Raw genomic sequence first — 15,736 nt, forward strand, 5'->3', positions numbered from 1 at the left:
CTCCGGCAGTGATTGTGCCGGTCGACAACAGACGAGATTCGAATTGGTTGCTCTTCCATTTGCGACGGAAGCGCGCGTCTTCAAACTGCTCGATATTGAAGAGGCCCAGGAACGATTGCCACTCGTTCCCGTTTATACGGTCTCGCTCTCTCGGACGCGTCGCCTGTTTTCACGCCGCCCAATAGGGCTCCCGCAGCTTGCGCTTGAAAATCTTTCCCGTGGCCTCGCGCGGCAGCGCGTCGCGGAATTCGACGTCCTTGGGCACCTTGAAATTGGCAAGCCGCTCGCGCAGGAACAATCGGACAGCGTCGGCCGTGAGTTCGGCACCCGATTCAGGCTCGACAAAGGCGCACAGCCGTTCGCCGAATTCCGCGTCCGGGATGCCGAACACGGCACAGTCGCGCACGCCGGGCATTCCGATCAGCGCGTTCTCAATCTCCGCGGGATAGATGTTGACGCCGCCGGAGATCACCATGTCGCGCTTGCGGTCGCACAGGAACAGATAGCCGTCCGCGTCGAGGTAACCGACGTCGCCGACGCTGACGAGGCCGTCACGACCGGCCTCGGCCCTTGCCTGCGACCTGCCGTGATAGTCGAAATCGGGCACTGCCGTCTGGCGCATGTAGATCTCGCCGACTTCGTCGGCACCGCACGGGCTGCCGTCATCGCGGAAGATCCTGACGATGCCGCCTTCGATGGCGCGGCCGACCGTGCCGGGCTTCTTCAGTGCTTCCTCGGCCGAGTGCCACACCGGGATCCCGGTCTCCGTGGAGCCGAAATATTCGTTGATGACCGGTCCCCACCAGTCGATCATGGCGCGCTTGACGTCTGGCGGGCAGGGCGCGGCGCCGTGCACGACGAAACGCAGCGACGAGAGGTCGTAACGCTGTCTGACCGCTTCGGGCAACCGCAGCAGCCGGACGAACATGGTCGGCACCATGTGAATATGCGTGACGCGGTGGCGCTCGATCAGTGCCAGCAGTTCCTCCGCATCGAACCGCGCCTGGAGAATGATGGTGCAGCTGCTCCGAAATGCCAACATGCCGTAGGAATGCGGCGCCGAGTGATACATCGGGCCGTTGATCAGCACGATTTGGTCTTCCCGCGGCTTGATGCCATAGGCGATCGCGCCGACGCGTTCGGAGGCGGCCGCCTGTTCGGGCTGCATCGGCATACGCCGCACGCCCTTCGGCATGCCCGTCGTGCCCGATGTGTAGATCATCGCTGCGGCCCGCCGCGGCGGCTCCTGCGCTTGCGGATGGCCGTCGCGCCAGCGGTCCCAATCGGTCAGTCCCACCGGGATCTCGGTCAGCTCCCGAGGGATCGAGAAGGTCGCTGCGAGTTCGGGCGGCGTCGCGACCACCAGGAGAAGCACATCCGCCGGTACGTCCTCCCGGATCTGCGGCAGCAAATCTGCATGGCAGACGAGGATCTTCGCTCCGCTGTCGGCTAGGATGTAACGGACCTCCTCGGCCTTCAAATGCCAGTTGATCGGCACCACCGGACTGCCCAGCGCGGCGGAGGCCGCAACCACCTCGAACAGGGCGAAATCGTTGCGCAGCATCATCGCGACGGGCGCGGCCTCGGCAAGCCCCAGGGCGCGGAAGCCGCTCATCGCCCGCTTGATCCGGGCCCGGATTTCTTCATAGCTGATCTGGCGTTCGCCGCTGATGATCATGGCGTCTCCTCATTCTGCTCGTCTAGCGATCATCCAGCACGTCGCCGAAGCCGACCCAGCTCTTGCCGTTGAAGCGCCGCAGCTGAAGCTGCTGGAAAGGCAGATAGTCGTCGGGACCGGTCGTAACAGCCATTCCCGGCAGCAGCAGCGGCAGCTTCACATCCTTCAGCGAGGCCGCCTGGCGCATGATGTTGTCGCGGCTGATATCATCCTTGCACGCCCTCAGCACCGTCATCAGCAGCGTGGCATAGTGATAGCCCGCGGCGTAGTTGGAGTTGGAGAGGTCCGCGGTCGGCATGTAGCGCTTCATGAAGGCGAAGTAGTCCTTCACGCCGGGATCGTCGGCCCATTGCGGGTCCATCGTGTCCTTCTGGTTGCTGGACGAGATCAGGCCGACCGCGTTGTCGAGCCCTGCCGGTTCCAGGAAAGAGATCGACGACGCAGAGGTCGGCACGAAGAACAGCTCCGGCTTCCAGCCGATCTCGGCCACGCCCTTGACCATCTGCGAGGTGAATTTTCCGAGCACCACGCCGAACAACACGTTGGCGCCAGACGCCTTGAGTGTCGAGAGTTGCGAGCTGATCGTCGGCGCGCTGGTCTCGTAGCTCGCCTCCGCGATGATCATGCTTGCGGCCTTGGGCCCGAGCGCTCGCTTGAAGCCGGCAACATAGTCGCGGCCGAAATCGTCGTTCTGCGAGAGGATCGCGATCTTGGCGTCGGGCTTGGCCTGCAAAATGTATTTGGCATAGACCACGCCCTCGGATTCGTAGGCCGCCATGCCCGGCATCGTCCACGGGTTCTTCTGTGGTTCGGCCCATTTGGTGGCGCCGGAGAGCACGAACAGCTGCGGCACTTTCTTGGCGTTGAGATAGCGCTGCACGGCGCTGTTGGTGGCGGTGCCGAGCGAGCCGAACATCATCAGCACCTCCTCTTGCTCCACCAGCTTGCGGGTCTGCTCGACGGTCTTGGGCGGCGAATAGGCGTCGTCCAGCGTGATGAACTTGACCTTGCGGCCGTTGATGCCGCCATCGGCATTGACCTTCTCGAAGAACGCTTCCTGCGTCCGTCCGATCGCGCCGAAGCCGGACGCCGGGCCGCTGTAGGGCAGGGTCTGCCCAATGCGGATCTCGTCGCTGCCTTCGGCATGGGCGCTGCCGCCAGCGAGCGTCAGCAACGACATGCCGATCAGTGCGGCTGCCAGCTTCATGGTGTCCTCCCGTTTTATTGTCGGTCCGAGTCCTTAGGCGCTGGCGCGCATCAGGAAATCCTCTCGGGCCTGATCGAATTCCCGTTTCATCCGGTCGACGAGCTCGGCGACCGGCGGTGCATCGGCGATCTGGCCGATGCCCTGGCCCGAGCCCCAGATGTCGCGCCACGCCTTGGACTTCATGTTGCCGCCGGAGCCGAAGTTCATCTTGGTCTTGTCGGCGGCCGGCAGATTGTCCGGATCGAGACCAGCCGCGGCGATCGAAGGGCCGAGATAGTTGCCGTGCACGCCGGTGAAGAGGTTGGTGTAGACGATGTCGTGCGCGGCATGCTGCGTCAGCGCCGACTTGTAGGCTTCGTCAGCGTTGGCTTCCTTCGTCGCGATGAAGCGCGTGCCCATATAGGCGAGGTCGGCGCCCAGCGTCAGCGCAGAGGCGATTGCGAAGCCGTCGCTGATTGCGCCCGACAGCAGGATCGCGCCGTCGAACCATTGCTTGACCTCGCGTACCAGTGCGAAAGGCGAGAGCGTTCCTGCATGTCCTCCAGCGCCGGCGCAAACCAGGATCAGGCCGTCGACACCTTGCTCGGCGGCCTTGCGCGCGTGCTTGACGTTGATGACGTCGTGGAACACGAGGCCGCCGTAGGAATGTGCGGCCTCCACGAGCTCGGCGGGCGGTCGCAGCGAGGTGATGATGATGGGCGCCCTGTGCTTCACACAGGTCTCCATGTCCTTCATCAGCCGGTCGTTGGAGGCGTGGCAAATCTGGTTGACGGCGTAGGGTGCGACCTTCTTGCCGGGATTGCGCGACTTGTATTCGCCGAGTTCATTCTCGATGCGGCTCAGCCATTCGTCGAGCTTTTCCACCGGACGGGCATTGAGCGCCGGAAACGAGCCGACGATACCGGCCTTGCACTGGGCGATCACCAGCTCCGGGCCTGAGACGAGGAAGAGCGGCGAGCCGACCACGGGCAGCTCGAGCGAATCCTTCAAGAGAGCGGGCAGCGCCATGATGTCCTCCCGAAAACGCAGCCCGCCGGCAGGCGGATGACGAGGCGTTTCCCTGTTTGATTGTCGCGGGCGAGTTGCCGCCCATGTTTCATTTCACGCCATTATAGGGGTTGGAGTGCGGCCTCCCATCGTCCAATATTGAACAGACAACTATTCAGATTTGAACAGAGGCCGCTGATGGACTGGGACCTTTGCAAGACCTTCGTCGCGGTCGCCGATACCGGCAGCTTCACCGGCGCGGCACGTCGGCTGCACAGCAGCCATCCCACCGTCAGCCGCAAGATCGCGGCGCTGGAAGCCCAGCTCGGCACCAGGCTGGTGGCGCGCGCCGCCGACGGCCTGGCGCTGACCGCGGATGGACGGACACTGCGCGAGCACGCCGAGGCGATGGCGGCGGCGGCGCTGCGGGCGGAGACAGCAGTCTCGGCGGGAGGGCACAAGGCGCGCGGTACCGTCAAGCTGTCGATCGGCGCGACGCTGGCCTCGCATTGGCTGATGCCGCGCCTGCCTGCTTTTCTGCGCGCGCATGATCACGTCCAGCTCGAGATCATCACCCATCCGTTTCCGGCGAGCGTGCGCCGGCGCGAGGCGGACGTGGTGCTGCGACCCTTCGACAGCGGCGAGGAAAATCTGGTCGGCCGCAAGATCGGCCGTCTCGGCACCGGATTCTACGCCTCCCGGGAGTACGCTGGCGGGCGGTCCTTGCCGGAACGGCGCGGCGAGTGGAAGGGGCACAGCGTCATCGGTTTCGCCGACCAGACCTCCAACGTCCAGCTTGCGCGCTGGAGCGACGTCGTCACACGTCAGGCCAGGGTGGTGATGCGCTGCTCGTCCCAGGGCGACATGTTGGCGGCGGTCCGCGCCGGACTCGGAATCTCCGCCCTGTCGTGCTTCGTCGCCGAAAGCTATCCCGATCTCGTGCGTGTCGCGCCGCAGAAGCTCGCCAGCGTGGCGGACCTGTGGCTGCTGGCCCATCCCGACCTCGTCGAGCTGCCGGCGGTGCGGGCCGTCGTCGACTTCGTCGCCGATTGCGCCCGGACCGATCGCGCTAGGCTGCGGGGTTAAGCTGATCCCGCGATGACGCCCTCGCGTTTTTTTACCGCGCGGTAGTAGCTCCACCATAGATGCGCCGCCGCACCGCGCAGGGGGCGCCAGGGTTCGGCGAGCGGCGCCATCTGCTTCTCCGTCGGCCGCGCCTGCAAGCCAAGCCCGATGCGGATGCCTTCCTGCACGGCGAGGTCGCCGGCCGGCCAAGCGTCGCCATGGCCGAGGCAGAACAGCAGATAGACGTCCGCCGTCCACGGTCCGATGCCGGGCAGTGCGATCAGCGTGTGATGCGCGGCATCGGCGTCTTCTTCGGCGAGCACGTCGAGGTTCAGCCGCTGTGCGGTGATCTCGCGCGCGAGATGTTTCAGCGTCTTGATCTTGGCGGCGGACAGGCCGAGCCGCCCCAGCCGGTCGGTGCGGGCGCGGCGCACCGCCTCGTGATCGAACGGATCGAACGCGGCGGACAGCCGTCCCCAGATCGCTGCAGCGCTCGCTGTGGAGAGCTGCTGTCCGCAAACGATGTGGGCAAGCCCCGCAAAGCCCGGCTCGCGCCGGCGCAATGCCGGCATGCCGGCAGTCGCGAGCACGGGCTTCAGCCGCGGATCGCGCTTGATGAGCGCGTGGACGGCCTCTTCGAGATCGGATTGGGTTTCGAGGTGGATGGTCATGGCAATCGTCAACTCTCTCCGGCGTCATGGCCAGGCTTCCACGCGGCCATCCACGTCTTTCCAACCGTGCATTATTATTAGCACGGCTGGTGGTCATCGCATTCTCGGCGATCTTGACACGATCGGTGCGCCGCACCGAAGAACGTGGATGGCCGGGACACAGGCGAGCGGAAGCGACGCCGTCCGTCTGGACGGCTATGCCTGGCCATGATGAATTCCGAAGCATGTCGCCACCCGTTTTCCGATTTGCCCCCAGCCCGAATGGCTACCTGCATCTCGGCCACGCTTATTCCGCGCTGCTCAATTTCGATCGCGCGCGCGAGACCGGCGGGCGGTTTTTGTTGCGGATCGAGGACATCGACACGACGCGTTGCCGACCGGAATATGAGACAGCGATCTACGAAGACCTCGCCTGGCTCGGCATTGCCTGGGAGACGCCGGTGCGGCGGCAGTCGGAGCATCTCGACGCGTATCGGGCGGCGCTGGACAGGCTCTCGGCGCTCGGCCTGGTCTATCCCGCCTTCGAAAGCCGCGCCGAGATCACAAGGCTGGTTACGGCGCGTGAAGCGGATGGCCCGTGGCCGCGCGATCCCGACGGCGCGCCGCTCTATCCCGGCGACGCCAGATCGCTGTCCGCCGACGAGCGCGATCGCCTCGTCGACGCCGGCGCGCCTTATGCGCTTCGGCTCGACATGGCGGCGGCCTGCCGCCGCGCCGTCGGTCTGAGTTGGAACGAAATGGGCGAGGGCCCCGATGGTGAGCGTGGCGTCGTCCCGGCGCGGCCAGAAGCCTGGGGCGACGTCATTGTGGCCCGCAAGGAGACGCCAACGAGCTACCATCTGTCCGTCGTTGTCGACGATGCGCTCCAGGACATCAGCGAAATCGTGCGGGGCCAGGACCTGTTCCACGCCACTTCGGTCCACCGTCTGCTTCAGGCTCTGCTCCGCCTGCCCGAACCCGTCTACCGCCACCATGGGCTAGTTCGCGACGAGGGCGGCCGGAAGCTGTCGAAATCAACCAGCTCGACCGGCCTTTGTGAACTGCGCGCTGTCGGCGCCACGCCGGCCGGTATCCGCCAGCTGGTGGGATTAGGTTAAGTTTCTCTGGGGGTTAGCCAAACGGCGCCGTGACTCCAGGTGTTCCGCCGTGCCATGCTCGCCTGACAGCCCGGGGTTCGAAGGCGATACTTCGAAGGGGAGTTATGGCGGCGAAAACGCGCGCAGCGCGCACTACGGGGACGTCCAAGCGAGTGGCTGGGAAGCGCTCCGGGCCGACCGCCCGGTTGCGCAAGCGCAGCACCAAGCGTGTCGAGCCGGACGTCGTCCAGGCCGCGCTTGCCGCCTTTGCCCATGAGGTCCGCACCCCCCTGACCGGCATTCTCGCGATCAGCGACTTGCTCGCGACTTCGGATCTCGGTGAACGGGAAAGACGCTGGGCCGACACGATCAAGGCCGGTGCCGAGCATCTGGCGAACCTTGCCACCTTGTTCGTCGATGCGGCCAGAACCGGCAAGGGGACGGGCAAGGGCGTCGGAGGTGGAAGCACGCTGCGGCAGGATTTGTTCGACCTGCGGACCCTTGCCCGGAACGCTGGCGATTCGCTGGCCGGTCGCGCCGCGGCCAAGGGTCTCCAGGCCGAGGTCGATATCTCGGAGAAGCTGCCGGGGCTGGTAGTCGGTGATCCCGTCCGCCTGCGCGCCGCGCTCGAGAATCTGATCGACAATGCCGTGAAATTCACCGAGCACGGCGGCGTGGCGCTCACGGTCGCGCCTTGGCGTTCCGCCAAGAGCAAGGGAAAGACCAAGAGCAGAGGCAAAGCCAAGGGCAAAGGCAGCGTCGGTGTCGCCTTCGCGGTGTCCGACAGCGGCATCGGCCTCACCATGGCCGAGATCAAGCGGCTGTTCCGCCCGTTTACCCAGGCCAATGTCACCATTGCCTCGCGCTTCGGCGGCGCCGGCCTGGGCCTGTCGTCGGTGAAGCAGCTGGCGCGCGCGATGGGCGGCGACATCACGGTCGCCCCTCGGCCCGGCGGCGGCGCCACCTTCACGTTGACGGTGTCGGTGGATGCCACAGGATCGGGCAAGTCCAGCAAGTCGAAGGGCGAAGCCGAGATGGATGCGGTCCCGGCGCTGCGCTTGCTCAGCGTGGAGGACAATCCGTTCGGGCGCGTCGTGCTCAACACCATCCTGACCGAGCTCGGCCATCATGCCGAGTTCATCGGGCGCGGCGAGGACGCGGTGAACCGGCTTGCGCAGGGCGCCTTCGACGCGGTGCTGATGGACATGGTGCTGCCGGGCATCAATGGCGTCGAGGCGATCAGGCGGATCCGCACCATGGCGACGCCGCTGGCTCAGATACCCATCATCGGGGTGTCCGGTCGCGGAGAGGACGAAGTCGCCTCACGCGAGGCCGGCGCCGACGCCTTTCTGGTCAAGCCTGTGTCTCCGCGGGCGCTAGCGACTGCGCTGCTTGCAGCGACACGCCGTGAGGAAGTCGCGACTTAATGATCGCGGCGTTGAGTTCGCCGCCGTAGACGAAGATCGCGGCAATGAAATACAGGAACACCAGCGCGATGATCACCGAGGCGAGCCCGGCATACATCGTCACGTAATTGTTGGCGAAGCGCGCGAGGTACTGGCCGAATACGATGCCCGAGATCAGCGACGCCACGATGGTGAAGACGATGCCGGGCAGGATCTGAAGGAACCGGCGCCGTCCCGCCGGCAGCCAGGTATGCAGGATCATCAACGCCACCACCAACGCGCCGACGGTGATGCCGTAACGCAGCCAGGTGAGGATCCTCTCGTTGGATTCAACGAACAGCGGAATGTGCGCACGCGCGGCCTCGATGAGCAGCGGTCCGAGCACGATCAGAAATGCCATGGCGAGCGCGGTGAAGGCCGCAATCAGCGTGTAGGCGATCGATTCCAGCCGTAGCCAGTACCATGGCCGCATCTCCACGACCGCATAGGCGCGGTTCAGTGCGACCCGCAGCGCCTCGACGCCGTTGGAGGCGAAGTAGACCGACAGCACCGCGCCGATGGTGAATAGGCCGGTGCGGGTCGTGGTCAGCACGTCGTGGACTTCCCCCGAGATCGAATCCGCGACCTGCTTGGGCCAGACCTGGAGCATGAGGCTCGCAGCCTGGTCGGCGAGTTCCTTGGAGCCGAAGAAGCCGGCTAGCGATGTCAGGACGATCAGGAACGGGAATAGCGCCATCAGCGTCGACAGCGCGATATGGCTCGCGATCGCCCAGCCATCGTCGGCCAGGAACGTGTAGAACGCGTCCATCACGACGACGTAGATGGTGCGGATTGCCTTCACGCGCCACCTGCACTGCTGTTGCTGCTTCCTCTTTCCGCGCGCGGGAAACGCATTCCGACCTCTCCCCGCAGGCGGGGAGAGGCGAAGAGGATGGGCAATTCGCGCAAATCGGAAATCATCTAGCTAGCTTCTGATATTATTGGCTTAAAAGCCAGATCGGGAACGCCATGGCGGACCGGCGCGCAGGGTGTTATCTACCCTCGAATGGCATCTCTCCTGAGTACTTTCATCCTGCCGATCGCGGTCGGCGCCGTGGCGTTGGTGCTGCTGCTCGGTCTCATCAACATGATGCGCGGCGGCTCGCCCAGCACCTCGCAGAAGCTGATGCGCTGGCGCGTGCTGCTTCAGTTCGTGGCGATCGTCATCGCGATGGTCGCCGTATGGGCGATGGGGCGTTAACATGGTCGTGCTCAACCGCATCTATACGAAAACCGGTGACGACGGCACGACAGCGCTCGGCTCGGGCGAACGCCGGCCGAAATACGATCTGCGCATCGAGGCCTATGGCACGGTCGACGAGACCAATGCTGCGATCGGCGTGGTCCGGCTTCACACCAGGGATGCCCCCGAGCTCGACGCGATGCTTGGCCGCATCCAGAACGATCTGTTCGACCTCGGCGCGGACCTCGCGGTGCCCGAACGTGAGGGCAAGGCGGAGCGGCTGCGGGTGGTGGCGAGCCAGGTCGAGCGACTCGAGCGCGACATCGACGCGCTCAACGACAAGCTGGCACCGCTGACCTCCTTCGTGCTGCCGGGCGGCACGCCCGCCGCCGCCTACCTCCATGTCGCCCGCACGATTTGCCGCAGGGCGGAACGCGTGATGGTGGAACTGGCGGCCCGGCCGGAAGAGCCTGTTGGTGCCGCTGGCATCCAGTATATGAATCGCCTGTCAGACTTCCTGTTCGTCGCCAGCCGCGCCAGTAATGATGACGGCGCCGGCGACGTGCTCTGGGTTCCGGGCCAGAATCGCTGACCCATTAGGCCGCGCATTTCTGGGCGCCAAAATTAGACCCCTTCGCGCGTTGACCGGGCCGGATCAGGCCTTTAGGTTCCGCGCCAGTTGATAACCCCCTCCCAGATTGAGTGAAAGAGGATCGATGAAGGTCTTGGTACCGGTAAAGCGGGTGGTCGATTACAACGTCAAGGTCCGCGTCAAGAGCGATGGATCGGGCGTTGAACTCGCCAACGTCAAAATGTCGATGAACCCGTTCGACGAAATCGCGGTCGAAGAAGCGCTGCGCCTGAAGGAAGCCGGCAAGGCGACCGAAGTCGTGGTGGTCTCCATCGGACCGGCGCAGGCGTCGGAAACGATCCGCACCGGTCTCGCCATGGGCGCCGATCGCGGCATCCTGGTGAAGGCCGAGGGCGCGGTCGAGCCGCTCGCGGTCGCCAAGATCCTGAAGAAGATTGCGGACGAAGAGCAGCCGGGCCTGATCATTCTCGGCAAGCAGGCGATCGACGATGACAGCAATCAGACCGGCCAGATGCTGGCCGCGCTGCTCGGCTGGTCGCAGGCGACCTTCGCCTCGAAGCTCGAGGTTGAAGGCAGCGACTTCAAGGTCACCCGCGAAGTTGACGGCGGCTTGCAGACCGTGAAGCTGAAGGGACCGGCGATCGTCACCACCGATCTCCGTCTCAACGAGCCGCGCTACGCTTCGCTGCCCAACATCATGAAGGCCAAAAAGAAGCCGATCGCGGACAAGACCGCCGCCGATTACGGGGTCGATCTCACTGCGCGCCTCGAGGTTCTCAACACGACCGAGCCGGCGGGCCGTAAGGCGGGCGTCAAGGTCAAGGACGTCGCCGAGCTGGTGTCGAAACTCAAGAACGAAGCCGGGGTGCTCTGATGACGACGCTTCTGATTGCCGAACACGACAACGCGTCGCTCAAGGATGCGACCAACAAGGCCCTGACCGCGGCGGCCGCGCTCGGCGCGGACGTCGAGGTTCTGGTGGCGGGCGAGAACGCCAAGGCCGCGGCGGACGCCGCCGCAAAGCTTGCCGGTGTGAAGAAGGTGCTGCTCGCCGACGGCGCCCTTTACGCGCACGATCTGGCCGAGCCGCTGGCCGCGCTGATCGTCTCTCTGGCGCCGTCCTATGACGCCATCGTCGCGCCCGCGACCTCGCGCTTCAAGAACGTGATGCCGCGCGTCGCAGCCCTGCTCGACGTCATGCAGGTCTCGGAGATCACCAAGGTGATCGCCCCCGACACCTATGAGCGCCCGATCTACGCCGGCAACGCCATCCAGACGGTGAAGTCGAAGGACGCCAAGAAGGTCATCACGGTGCGCACCTCCACCTTTGCCGCAGCGGGTGAAGGCGGCAGCGCGTCGGTCGAGAGCGTCGCGGCGGCGGCCGATCCGGGCTTGTCGTCCTTTGTCGGCGAGGAAGTCGCAAAGAGCGATCGTCCCGAGCTGACCTCGGCCAAGATCATCGTCTCCGGTGGCCGCGCCATGCAGAGCCGCGAGAACTTCGCAAAGTATATCGAGCCGCTCGCCGACAAGCTCGGCGCCGGCGTCGGCGCTTCGCGCGCGGCGGTGGATGCGGGCTATGCGCCGAACGACTGGCAGGTCGGCCAGACCGGCAAGGTCGTGGCCCCCGAGCTCTATGTCGCGGTCGGCATTTCCGGCGCGATCCAGCATCTGGCCGGCATGAAGGACTCCAAGGTGATCGTCGCGATCAACAAGGACGAGGACGCGCCGATCTTCCAGGTTGCCGATTACGGCCTGGTCGCCGACCTCTACCAGGCGGTTCCGGAGCTGACCGCCGAACTCGGCAAGCTCGGCAAGTAAAACGCGCTAAAACACCGGCCGGAGCTATAAACTCCGGCCGGTGTTGCGTTTTGAGGCGTTTTCTTTGGCGTGGGACACGCCTTCGAAGCGATCCAATCTAGGTTTCGAGGCCGGGTTCTGATTAAATTGGATCTCCCGGCTCGGGGGATAGGCAGGCGCGGTTGATAGTGCGCCGTTCCGGTGGATGACATTATGGCGGCAGTAATCAAGAAAGTCGGCGTGATCGGCGCGGGGCAGATGGGCAATGGCATCGCGCATGTCGCTGCGCTGGCCGGCTTCGACGTGGTGCTCAACGATATTTCGACCGACCGCCTCAAGTCAGGCATGGCCACGATCAACGGCAATTTGACGCGCCAGGTCTCCAAGAAGGCCGTCAGCGAGGACGACAAAGCCAAGGCGATGGCGCGTATCGTGGCCGGCGAAAAGCTGGACGATCTCGCGGATTGCGATCTCGTGATCGAGACCGCGGTCGAGAAGGAAGAGGTCAAGCGCAAGATTTTCCACGATCTCTGCGCCGTGTTGAAGCCGGAAGCGATCGTCGCCTCCGATACCTCCTCGATCTCGATCACCCGGCTCGCCGCCGCCACCGACCGGCCCGAACGCTTCATCGGCATTCACTTCATGAATCCGGTGCCGCTGATGGAGCTGGTGGAGCTGATCCGCGGCATCGCCACCGACGACCAGACCTTCGAGGCGTCAAAGGAATTCGTCGGCAAGCTCGGCAAGCAGGTCGCAGTCTCCGAAGATTTCCCGGCCTTCATCGTCAACCGCATCCTGCTGCCGATGATCAACGAGGCGATTTACACGCTGTATGAAGGCGTGGGCAACGTCGAGGCAATCGACGCAGCGATGAAGCTCGGGGCGCACCATCCGATGGGCCCGCTGGAGCTCGCCGATTTCATCGGCCTCGATACCTGCCTGTCGATCATGCAGGTGCTGCATGAGGGCCTCGCCGACTCCAAGTACCGCCCGTGCCCGCTGCTGGTGAAATACGTCGAGGCTGGCTGGCTCGGTCGCAAGACCCAGCGCGGTTTTTACGACTACCGCGGCGCCAAGCCGGTTCCGACGCGATAAGCCGGTCTCGTGCCCCGGCTCTGCGGTGCGTCACTTCGTGCCGCGCCGCGTCCGGGACACGGACAAAGCCTACCTTACGGCGCTTCGCGACAATTCATGTCCCGTTAACCGCTCGCCTCTAGGTTACGGCCGGTACGAGGGTTTGCGTAATGGACATCATGGCGATGGTCAGCAGCATGCTGGCCTCTCAGCAAGGCGCGCTGCAGTCGAATATCTCGGCGACGCTGATGAAGCAGAACGCGGATGCGGAGAAATCCACCGTCCTGACGCTGCTCGGCGCCGGACAGCCCTCGCTTGCCAATGTCGGCGCCGGCGTCGGCAGCAACCTCAACGTCACCGCCTAAACATCATCGCTTAGAACGACGCCGCGGCTTTGCCGGTCGCAGCCCGGATCAGCTTGAGCGCATCCTCGCTCGCCCATTCCGCCGGCCCCGCGATCGTCGCGATCTCGCAGCCTTGGGGATCGACCAGCACCGAGGTGGGCATGCCTAAAGCCCGGCCTATTGCCTTAAGATCCTGAAAAACCTTGGCTTTCTGGTCATTGAAATAGCCGAGCCTGATAAGATTGGCCTCTTTCAGGAACGTCTTGGGCTTTTCGGGGTCGCGGGTGTCGATATTGATCGCCACCACCTCGAAATTCGGGCCCGAAAGCTTGCCCTGGAGCTCGTCCAGCGCCGGCATTTCCTTGCGGCAGGGCACACACCAAGTGGCCCAGAGGTTCACCAGCAGCGTCTTGCCGCGGAAATCCGACAGCTTCTTCGGCTTGCCGTCGGCGTCCTCGAAGGCCAGGTCCGGCAGCTTCAGCGGTGCGCTCGCCATGGTCAGCGCCGCCACCTCGCCATGGGCGAGCGGGGCGATCTTCCGTGCGGTGTTCACCGCCGCCCGGCAGGCGGGATCGCCGGATGGGGCCCGGCCCAGGCCCAGCCCGTACAGCGCGGCAAAGCCGGCCAGGCCCCCGACCACCACGGTGAGGATGACGACGGGGATACGGCGCGTGGCCGACCGTGCTGTCCGTTGGTCGAGCCTATCGTTGGGGTCGAGCATATCGTTTGTCATCCGGTCGCAGATATGGCTATCAGAGGCCTCTTAATACGGCTGGCAGCCGTCAGCAAACGTGCGGCGGCGACAGGCAGGGCGTGAGCAGGGGATCATGAGCAACAAGATGTGGGGCGGCCGGTTCTCGGAACGTCCCGACGAGATCATGGAAGAGATCAACGTCTCCATCGACGTCGATCGTCACCTCTTTGCCCAGGACATTGCCGCGTCCAAGGCCCACGCCGCGATGCTGGCCGCGCAGGGCATCATCACGGCCTCTGATGCGAAAAATATCGGCAAGGGTCTAGACACGATTTTGTCAGAGATCGGCAAGGGCGGCTTCGAATTCAAGCGCGCGCTCGAGGACATTCACATGAATGTCGAGAGCCGCCTGTCCGAGCTGATCGGCCCGGCCGCCGGCCGACTCCACACCGCGCGCTCGCGCAACGACCAGGTCGCGACCGATTTCCGTCTCTATGTCCGCGATGTCCTCGATGAAACCGACGCCGCGCTCGCCGCGTTCCAGCAGGCGCTGGTGGAGCGCGCGCTGGAGCATGCCGGAACGGTCATGCCCGGCTTTACGCACCTGCAGACCGCGCAGCCGGTGACCTTCGGCCACCATCTGCTCGCCTATGTCGAGATGGCCGCGCGCGATCGCGGCCGTTTCCAGGACGCGCGCAAGCGGCTGAACGAATCCCCGCTCGGAGCTGCCGCGCTCGCCGGTACCTCGTTCCCGATCGACCGTCACGCCACGGCGAAGGCGCTCGGTTTTGATCGTCCGATGGCGAACTCGCTCGATGCGGTCTCCGATCGCGACTTCGTGCTGGAGACGCTGTCGGCGGCCTCGATCTGCGCCGTGCACATGTCGCGCTTTGCCGAGGAGATCGTGATCTGGACCTCGCCGCTGGTCGGCATGATCCGCCTCAGCGACAAGTTCACCACGGGATCCTCGATCATGCCGCAGAAGCGGAATCCTGACGCCGCCGAGCTGGTGCGCGCCAAGACCGGCCGCGTGATCGGCGCGCTCAATGGGCTGCTGATCGTGATGAAGGGACTGCCGCTCGCCTATCAAAAGGACATGCAGGAAGACAAGCAGGGCGCCATGGAAGGCTTCGCCGCGCTGTCGCTCGCGATCCGCGCCATGACCGGCATGGTCCGGGATCTCGTGCCTGATGAAGCGAAGATGAAGACGGCCGCAGGCGAGGGCTACGCCACCGCGACCGATCTTGCCGACTGGCTGGTGCGGACGCTGAAGATGCCGTTCCGCGAGGCCCATCACGTCACCGGCCGCATCGTCGCGAAAGCCGCCGAGGGCGGCGTGGCGCTGCACGAGCTGCCGCTGAGGGAGATGCAGGCGATCGAAGCGAAGATCACGAAAGACGTGCTCGGCGTGCTCTCGGTCGAATCGTCGGTGAAGAGCCGGACCAGCTTCGGCGGCACCGCGCCGAAGAACGTGGCGTCGCAGGCCAAGGCCTGGCTGAAGCGGCTGGAAAAAGAGCGAAAATTGGGCTGAGGGGCAAAATTTCGCTTATGTTTCATGGCCATCCGGGTCTCGCCAGAGCGCGCCAATCTCTGTATGGTGCGCCGCGCGTAGTGGGGATTTCGTCGTGACGTCAAAGTTTCGCCCGGCCAGCTCGGGGTGGGCCATCATTGTCTTGAGCCTGACGGCGCTCGCGCTTGCCGGCTGTGGCCGCAAGGGCCCGCTGGATCTGCCGCCGACCGCCTCCAGCGCGTCCACGGCCAACGTCGCGCCGCCGACCGACACCGAGACCGAAGCCCAGAGGACGCCGAGCGTGTTCAATCCCACCTATGGCGCCGACGCCGCACCGGCGGCGACCAAGGGCAGGAAGAAACCGTTTATCCTCGACCCGCTTCTGGACGAAAGACCCAGCCGATAGGCTGGGG

At 64.8% G+C, this 15,736-nt stretch carries 17 protein-coding genes; 11 read left to right on the plus strand and 6 right to left on the minus strand.

The window, feature by feature from the left end:
• Positions 1-169: 169 nt before the first annotated feature.
• Genes ABIC03_RS22405 through ABIC03_RS22415 form a run of 3 tightly spaced genes read right to left on the minus strand, consistent with a single transcriptional unit; the run spans position 170 to position 3,893 of the window.
• Positions 170-1,678, minus strand: a complete 1,509-nt coding sequence (locus ABIC03_RS22405; RefSeq protein WP_354061126.1) for an acyl-CoA synthetase — start codon at positions 1,676-1,678, stop codon at positions 170-172.
• Between the two features lie 22 nt (positions 1,679-1,700).
• Complete coding sequence (locus ABIC03_RS22410) at positions 1,701-2,885, minus strand: ABC transporter substrate-binding protein (protein ID WP_354061128.1); 1,185 nt, start codon at positions 2,883-2,885, stop codon at positions 1,701-1,703.
• Positions 2,886-2,918: 33 nt separating this feature from the next.
• The gene (locus ABIC03_RS22415) at positions 2,919-3,893 is read right to left on the minus strand and encodes an NAD(P)H-dependent flavin oxidoreductase (protein WP_275170920.1); all 975 of its coding nucleotides are present in this window, start codon (positions 3,891-3,893) and stop codon (positions 2,919-2,921) included.
• Positions 3,894-4,070: 177 nt separating this feature from the next.
• Here ABIC03_RS22415 and ABIC03_RS22420 point away from each other — a divergent pair, with 177 nt between their 5' ends.
• Positions 4,071-4,958, plus strand: coding sequence for a LysR family transcriptional regulator (locus tag ABIC03_RS22420; protein ID WP_354061130.1), 888 nt, complete (start codon positions 4,071-4,073; stop codon positions 4,956-4,958).
• On the opposite strand, the gene ABIC03_RS22425 is transcribed toward ABIC03_RS22420, so the two are convergent.
• A complete protein-coding gene (locus ABIC03_RS22425; protein WP_354061132.1) occupies positions 4,955-5,608 on the minus strand; it encodes a DNA-3-methyladenine glycosylase family protein in 654 nt (217 codons plus the stop codon). The two genes, ABIC03_RS22420 and ABIC03_RS22425, sit on opposite strands and share 4 nt — an antisense overlap.
• Positions 5,609-5,832: 224 nt before the next feature.
• On the opposite strand from ABIC03_RS22425, the gene gluQRS reads away from it, so the two are divergent.
• On the plus strand, positions 5,833-6,705 hold the full coding sequence (gluQRS, locus tag ABIC03_RS22430; protein WP_354061134.1) for a tRNA glutamyl-Q(34) synthetase GluQRS: 873 nt from the start codon (positions 5,833-5,835) through the stop codon (positions 6,703-6,705).
• 104 nt (positions 6,706-6,809) lie between these two features.
• On the plus strand, positions 6,810-8,111 hold the full coding sequence (locus ABIC03_RS22435) for an ATP-binding protein (RefSeq protein WP_354061136.1): 1,302 nt from the start codon (positions 6,810-6,812) through the stop codon (positions 8,109-8,111).
• Here the strand turns inward: ABIC03_RS22435 and ABIC03_RS22440 are convergent.
• Positions 8,038-8,931, minus strand: coding sequence for a YihY/virulence factor BrkB family protein (locus ABIC03_RS22440; protein ID WP_275170925.1), 894 nt, complete (start codon positions 8,929-8,931; stop codon positions 8,038-8,040). The two genes, ABIC03_RS22435 and ABIC03_RS22440, sit on opposite strands and share 74 nt — an antisense overlap.
• Before the next feature lie 204 nt (positions 8,932-9,135).
• Here ABIC03_RS22440 and ABIC03_RS22445 point away from each other — a divergent pair, with 204 nt between their 5' ends.
• From ABIC03_RS22445 to ABIC03_RS22470, 6 genes are all read left to right on the plus strand, one after another.
• The gene (locus tag ABIC03_RS22445; protein ID WP_247427614.1) at positions 9,136-9,330 is read left to right on the plus strand and encodes a twin transmembrane helix small protein; all 195 of its coding nucleotides are present in this window, start codon (positions 9,136-9,138) and stop codon (positions 9,328-9,330) included.
• A gap of 1 nt (position 9,331) precedes the next feature.
• Positions 9,332-9,904: a cob(I)yrinic acid a,c-diamide adenosyltransferase gene (locus tag ABIC03_RS22450; RefSeq protein WP_247285810.1), complete on the plus strand. Its 573-nt coding sequence runs from the start codon at positions 9,332-9,334 to the stop codon at positions 9,902-9,904.
• A gap of 124 nt (positions 9,905-10,028) precedes the next feature.
• Positions 10,029-10,778 (plus strand): electron transfer flavoprotein subunit beta/FixA family protein, encoded by a 750-nt coding sequence (locus tag ABIC03_RS22455; RefSeq protein ID WP_007597346.1) that lies wholly within the window; start codon positions 10,029-10,031, stop codon positions 10,776-10,778.
• The gene (locus tag ABIC03_RS22460) at positions 10,778-11,722 is read left to right on the plus strand and encodes an electron transfer flavoprotein subunit alpha/FixB family protein (protein WP_085350745.1); all 945 of its coding nucleotides are present in this window, start codon (positions 10,778-10,780) and stop codon (positions 11,720-11,722) included. Before ABIC03_RS22455 ends, ABIC03_RS22460 begins: the two co-directional genes overlap by 1 nt.
• A gap of 192 nt (positions 11,723-11,914) precedes the next feature.
• Positions 11,915-12,796, plus strand: a complete 882-nt coding sequence (locus ABIC03_RS22465) for a 3-hydroxybutyryl-CoA dehydrogenase (RefSeq protein ID WP_007597339.1) — start codon at positions 11,915-11,917, stop codon at positions 12,794-12,796.
• A 149-nt stretch (positions 12,797-12,945) separates the two neighbouring features.
• Positions 12,946-13,140 carry a hypothetical protein gene (locus ABIC03_RS22470; RefSeq protein WP_354061140.1) on the plus strand — a complete coding sequence of 65 codons (195 nt, stop codon included), beginning with the start codon at positions 12,946-12,948 and terminating at the stop codon, positions 13,138-13,140.
• A 10-nt stretch (positions 13,141-13,150) separates the two neighbouring features.
• On the opposite strand, the gene tlpA is transcribed toward ABIC03_RS22470, so the two are convergent.
• Positions 13,151-13,852, minus strand: a complete 702-nt coding sequence (tlpA, locus tag ABIC03_RS22475) for a thiol:disulfide interchange protein TlpA (protein ID WP_502916947.1) — start codon at positions 13,850-13,852, stop codon at positions 13,151-13,153.
• Between the two features lie 94 nt (positions 13,853-13,946).
• Here tlpA and argH point away from each other — a divergent pair, with 94 nt between their 5' ends.
• Complete coding sequence (gene argH, locus ABIC03_RS22480; protein ID WP_354061142.1) at positions 13,947-15,344, plus strand: argininosuccinate lyase; 1,398 nt, start codon at positions 13,947-13,949, stop codon at positions 15,342-15,344.
• A 94-nt stretch (positions 15,345-15,438) separates the two neighbouring features.
• Positions 15,439-15,729, plus strand: a complete 291-nt coding sequence (gene lptM, locus ABIC03_RS22485; protein ID WP_275170928.1) for an LPS translocon maturation chaperone LptM — start codon at positions 15,439-15,441, stop codon at positions 15,727-15,729.
• Positions 15,730-15,736 lie beyond the last annotated feature (7 nt).

Origin of the sequence: Bradyrhizobium sp. RT6a (genome assembly GCF_040547675.1) — a bacterium.
Taxonomy (GTDB): Bacteria; Pseudomonadota; Alphaproteobacteria; order Rhizobiales; family Xanthobacteraceae; genus Bradyrhizobium.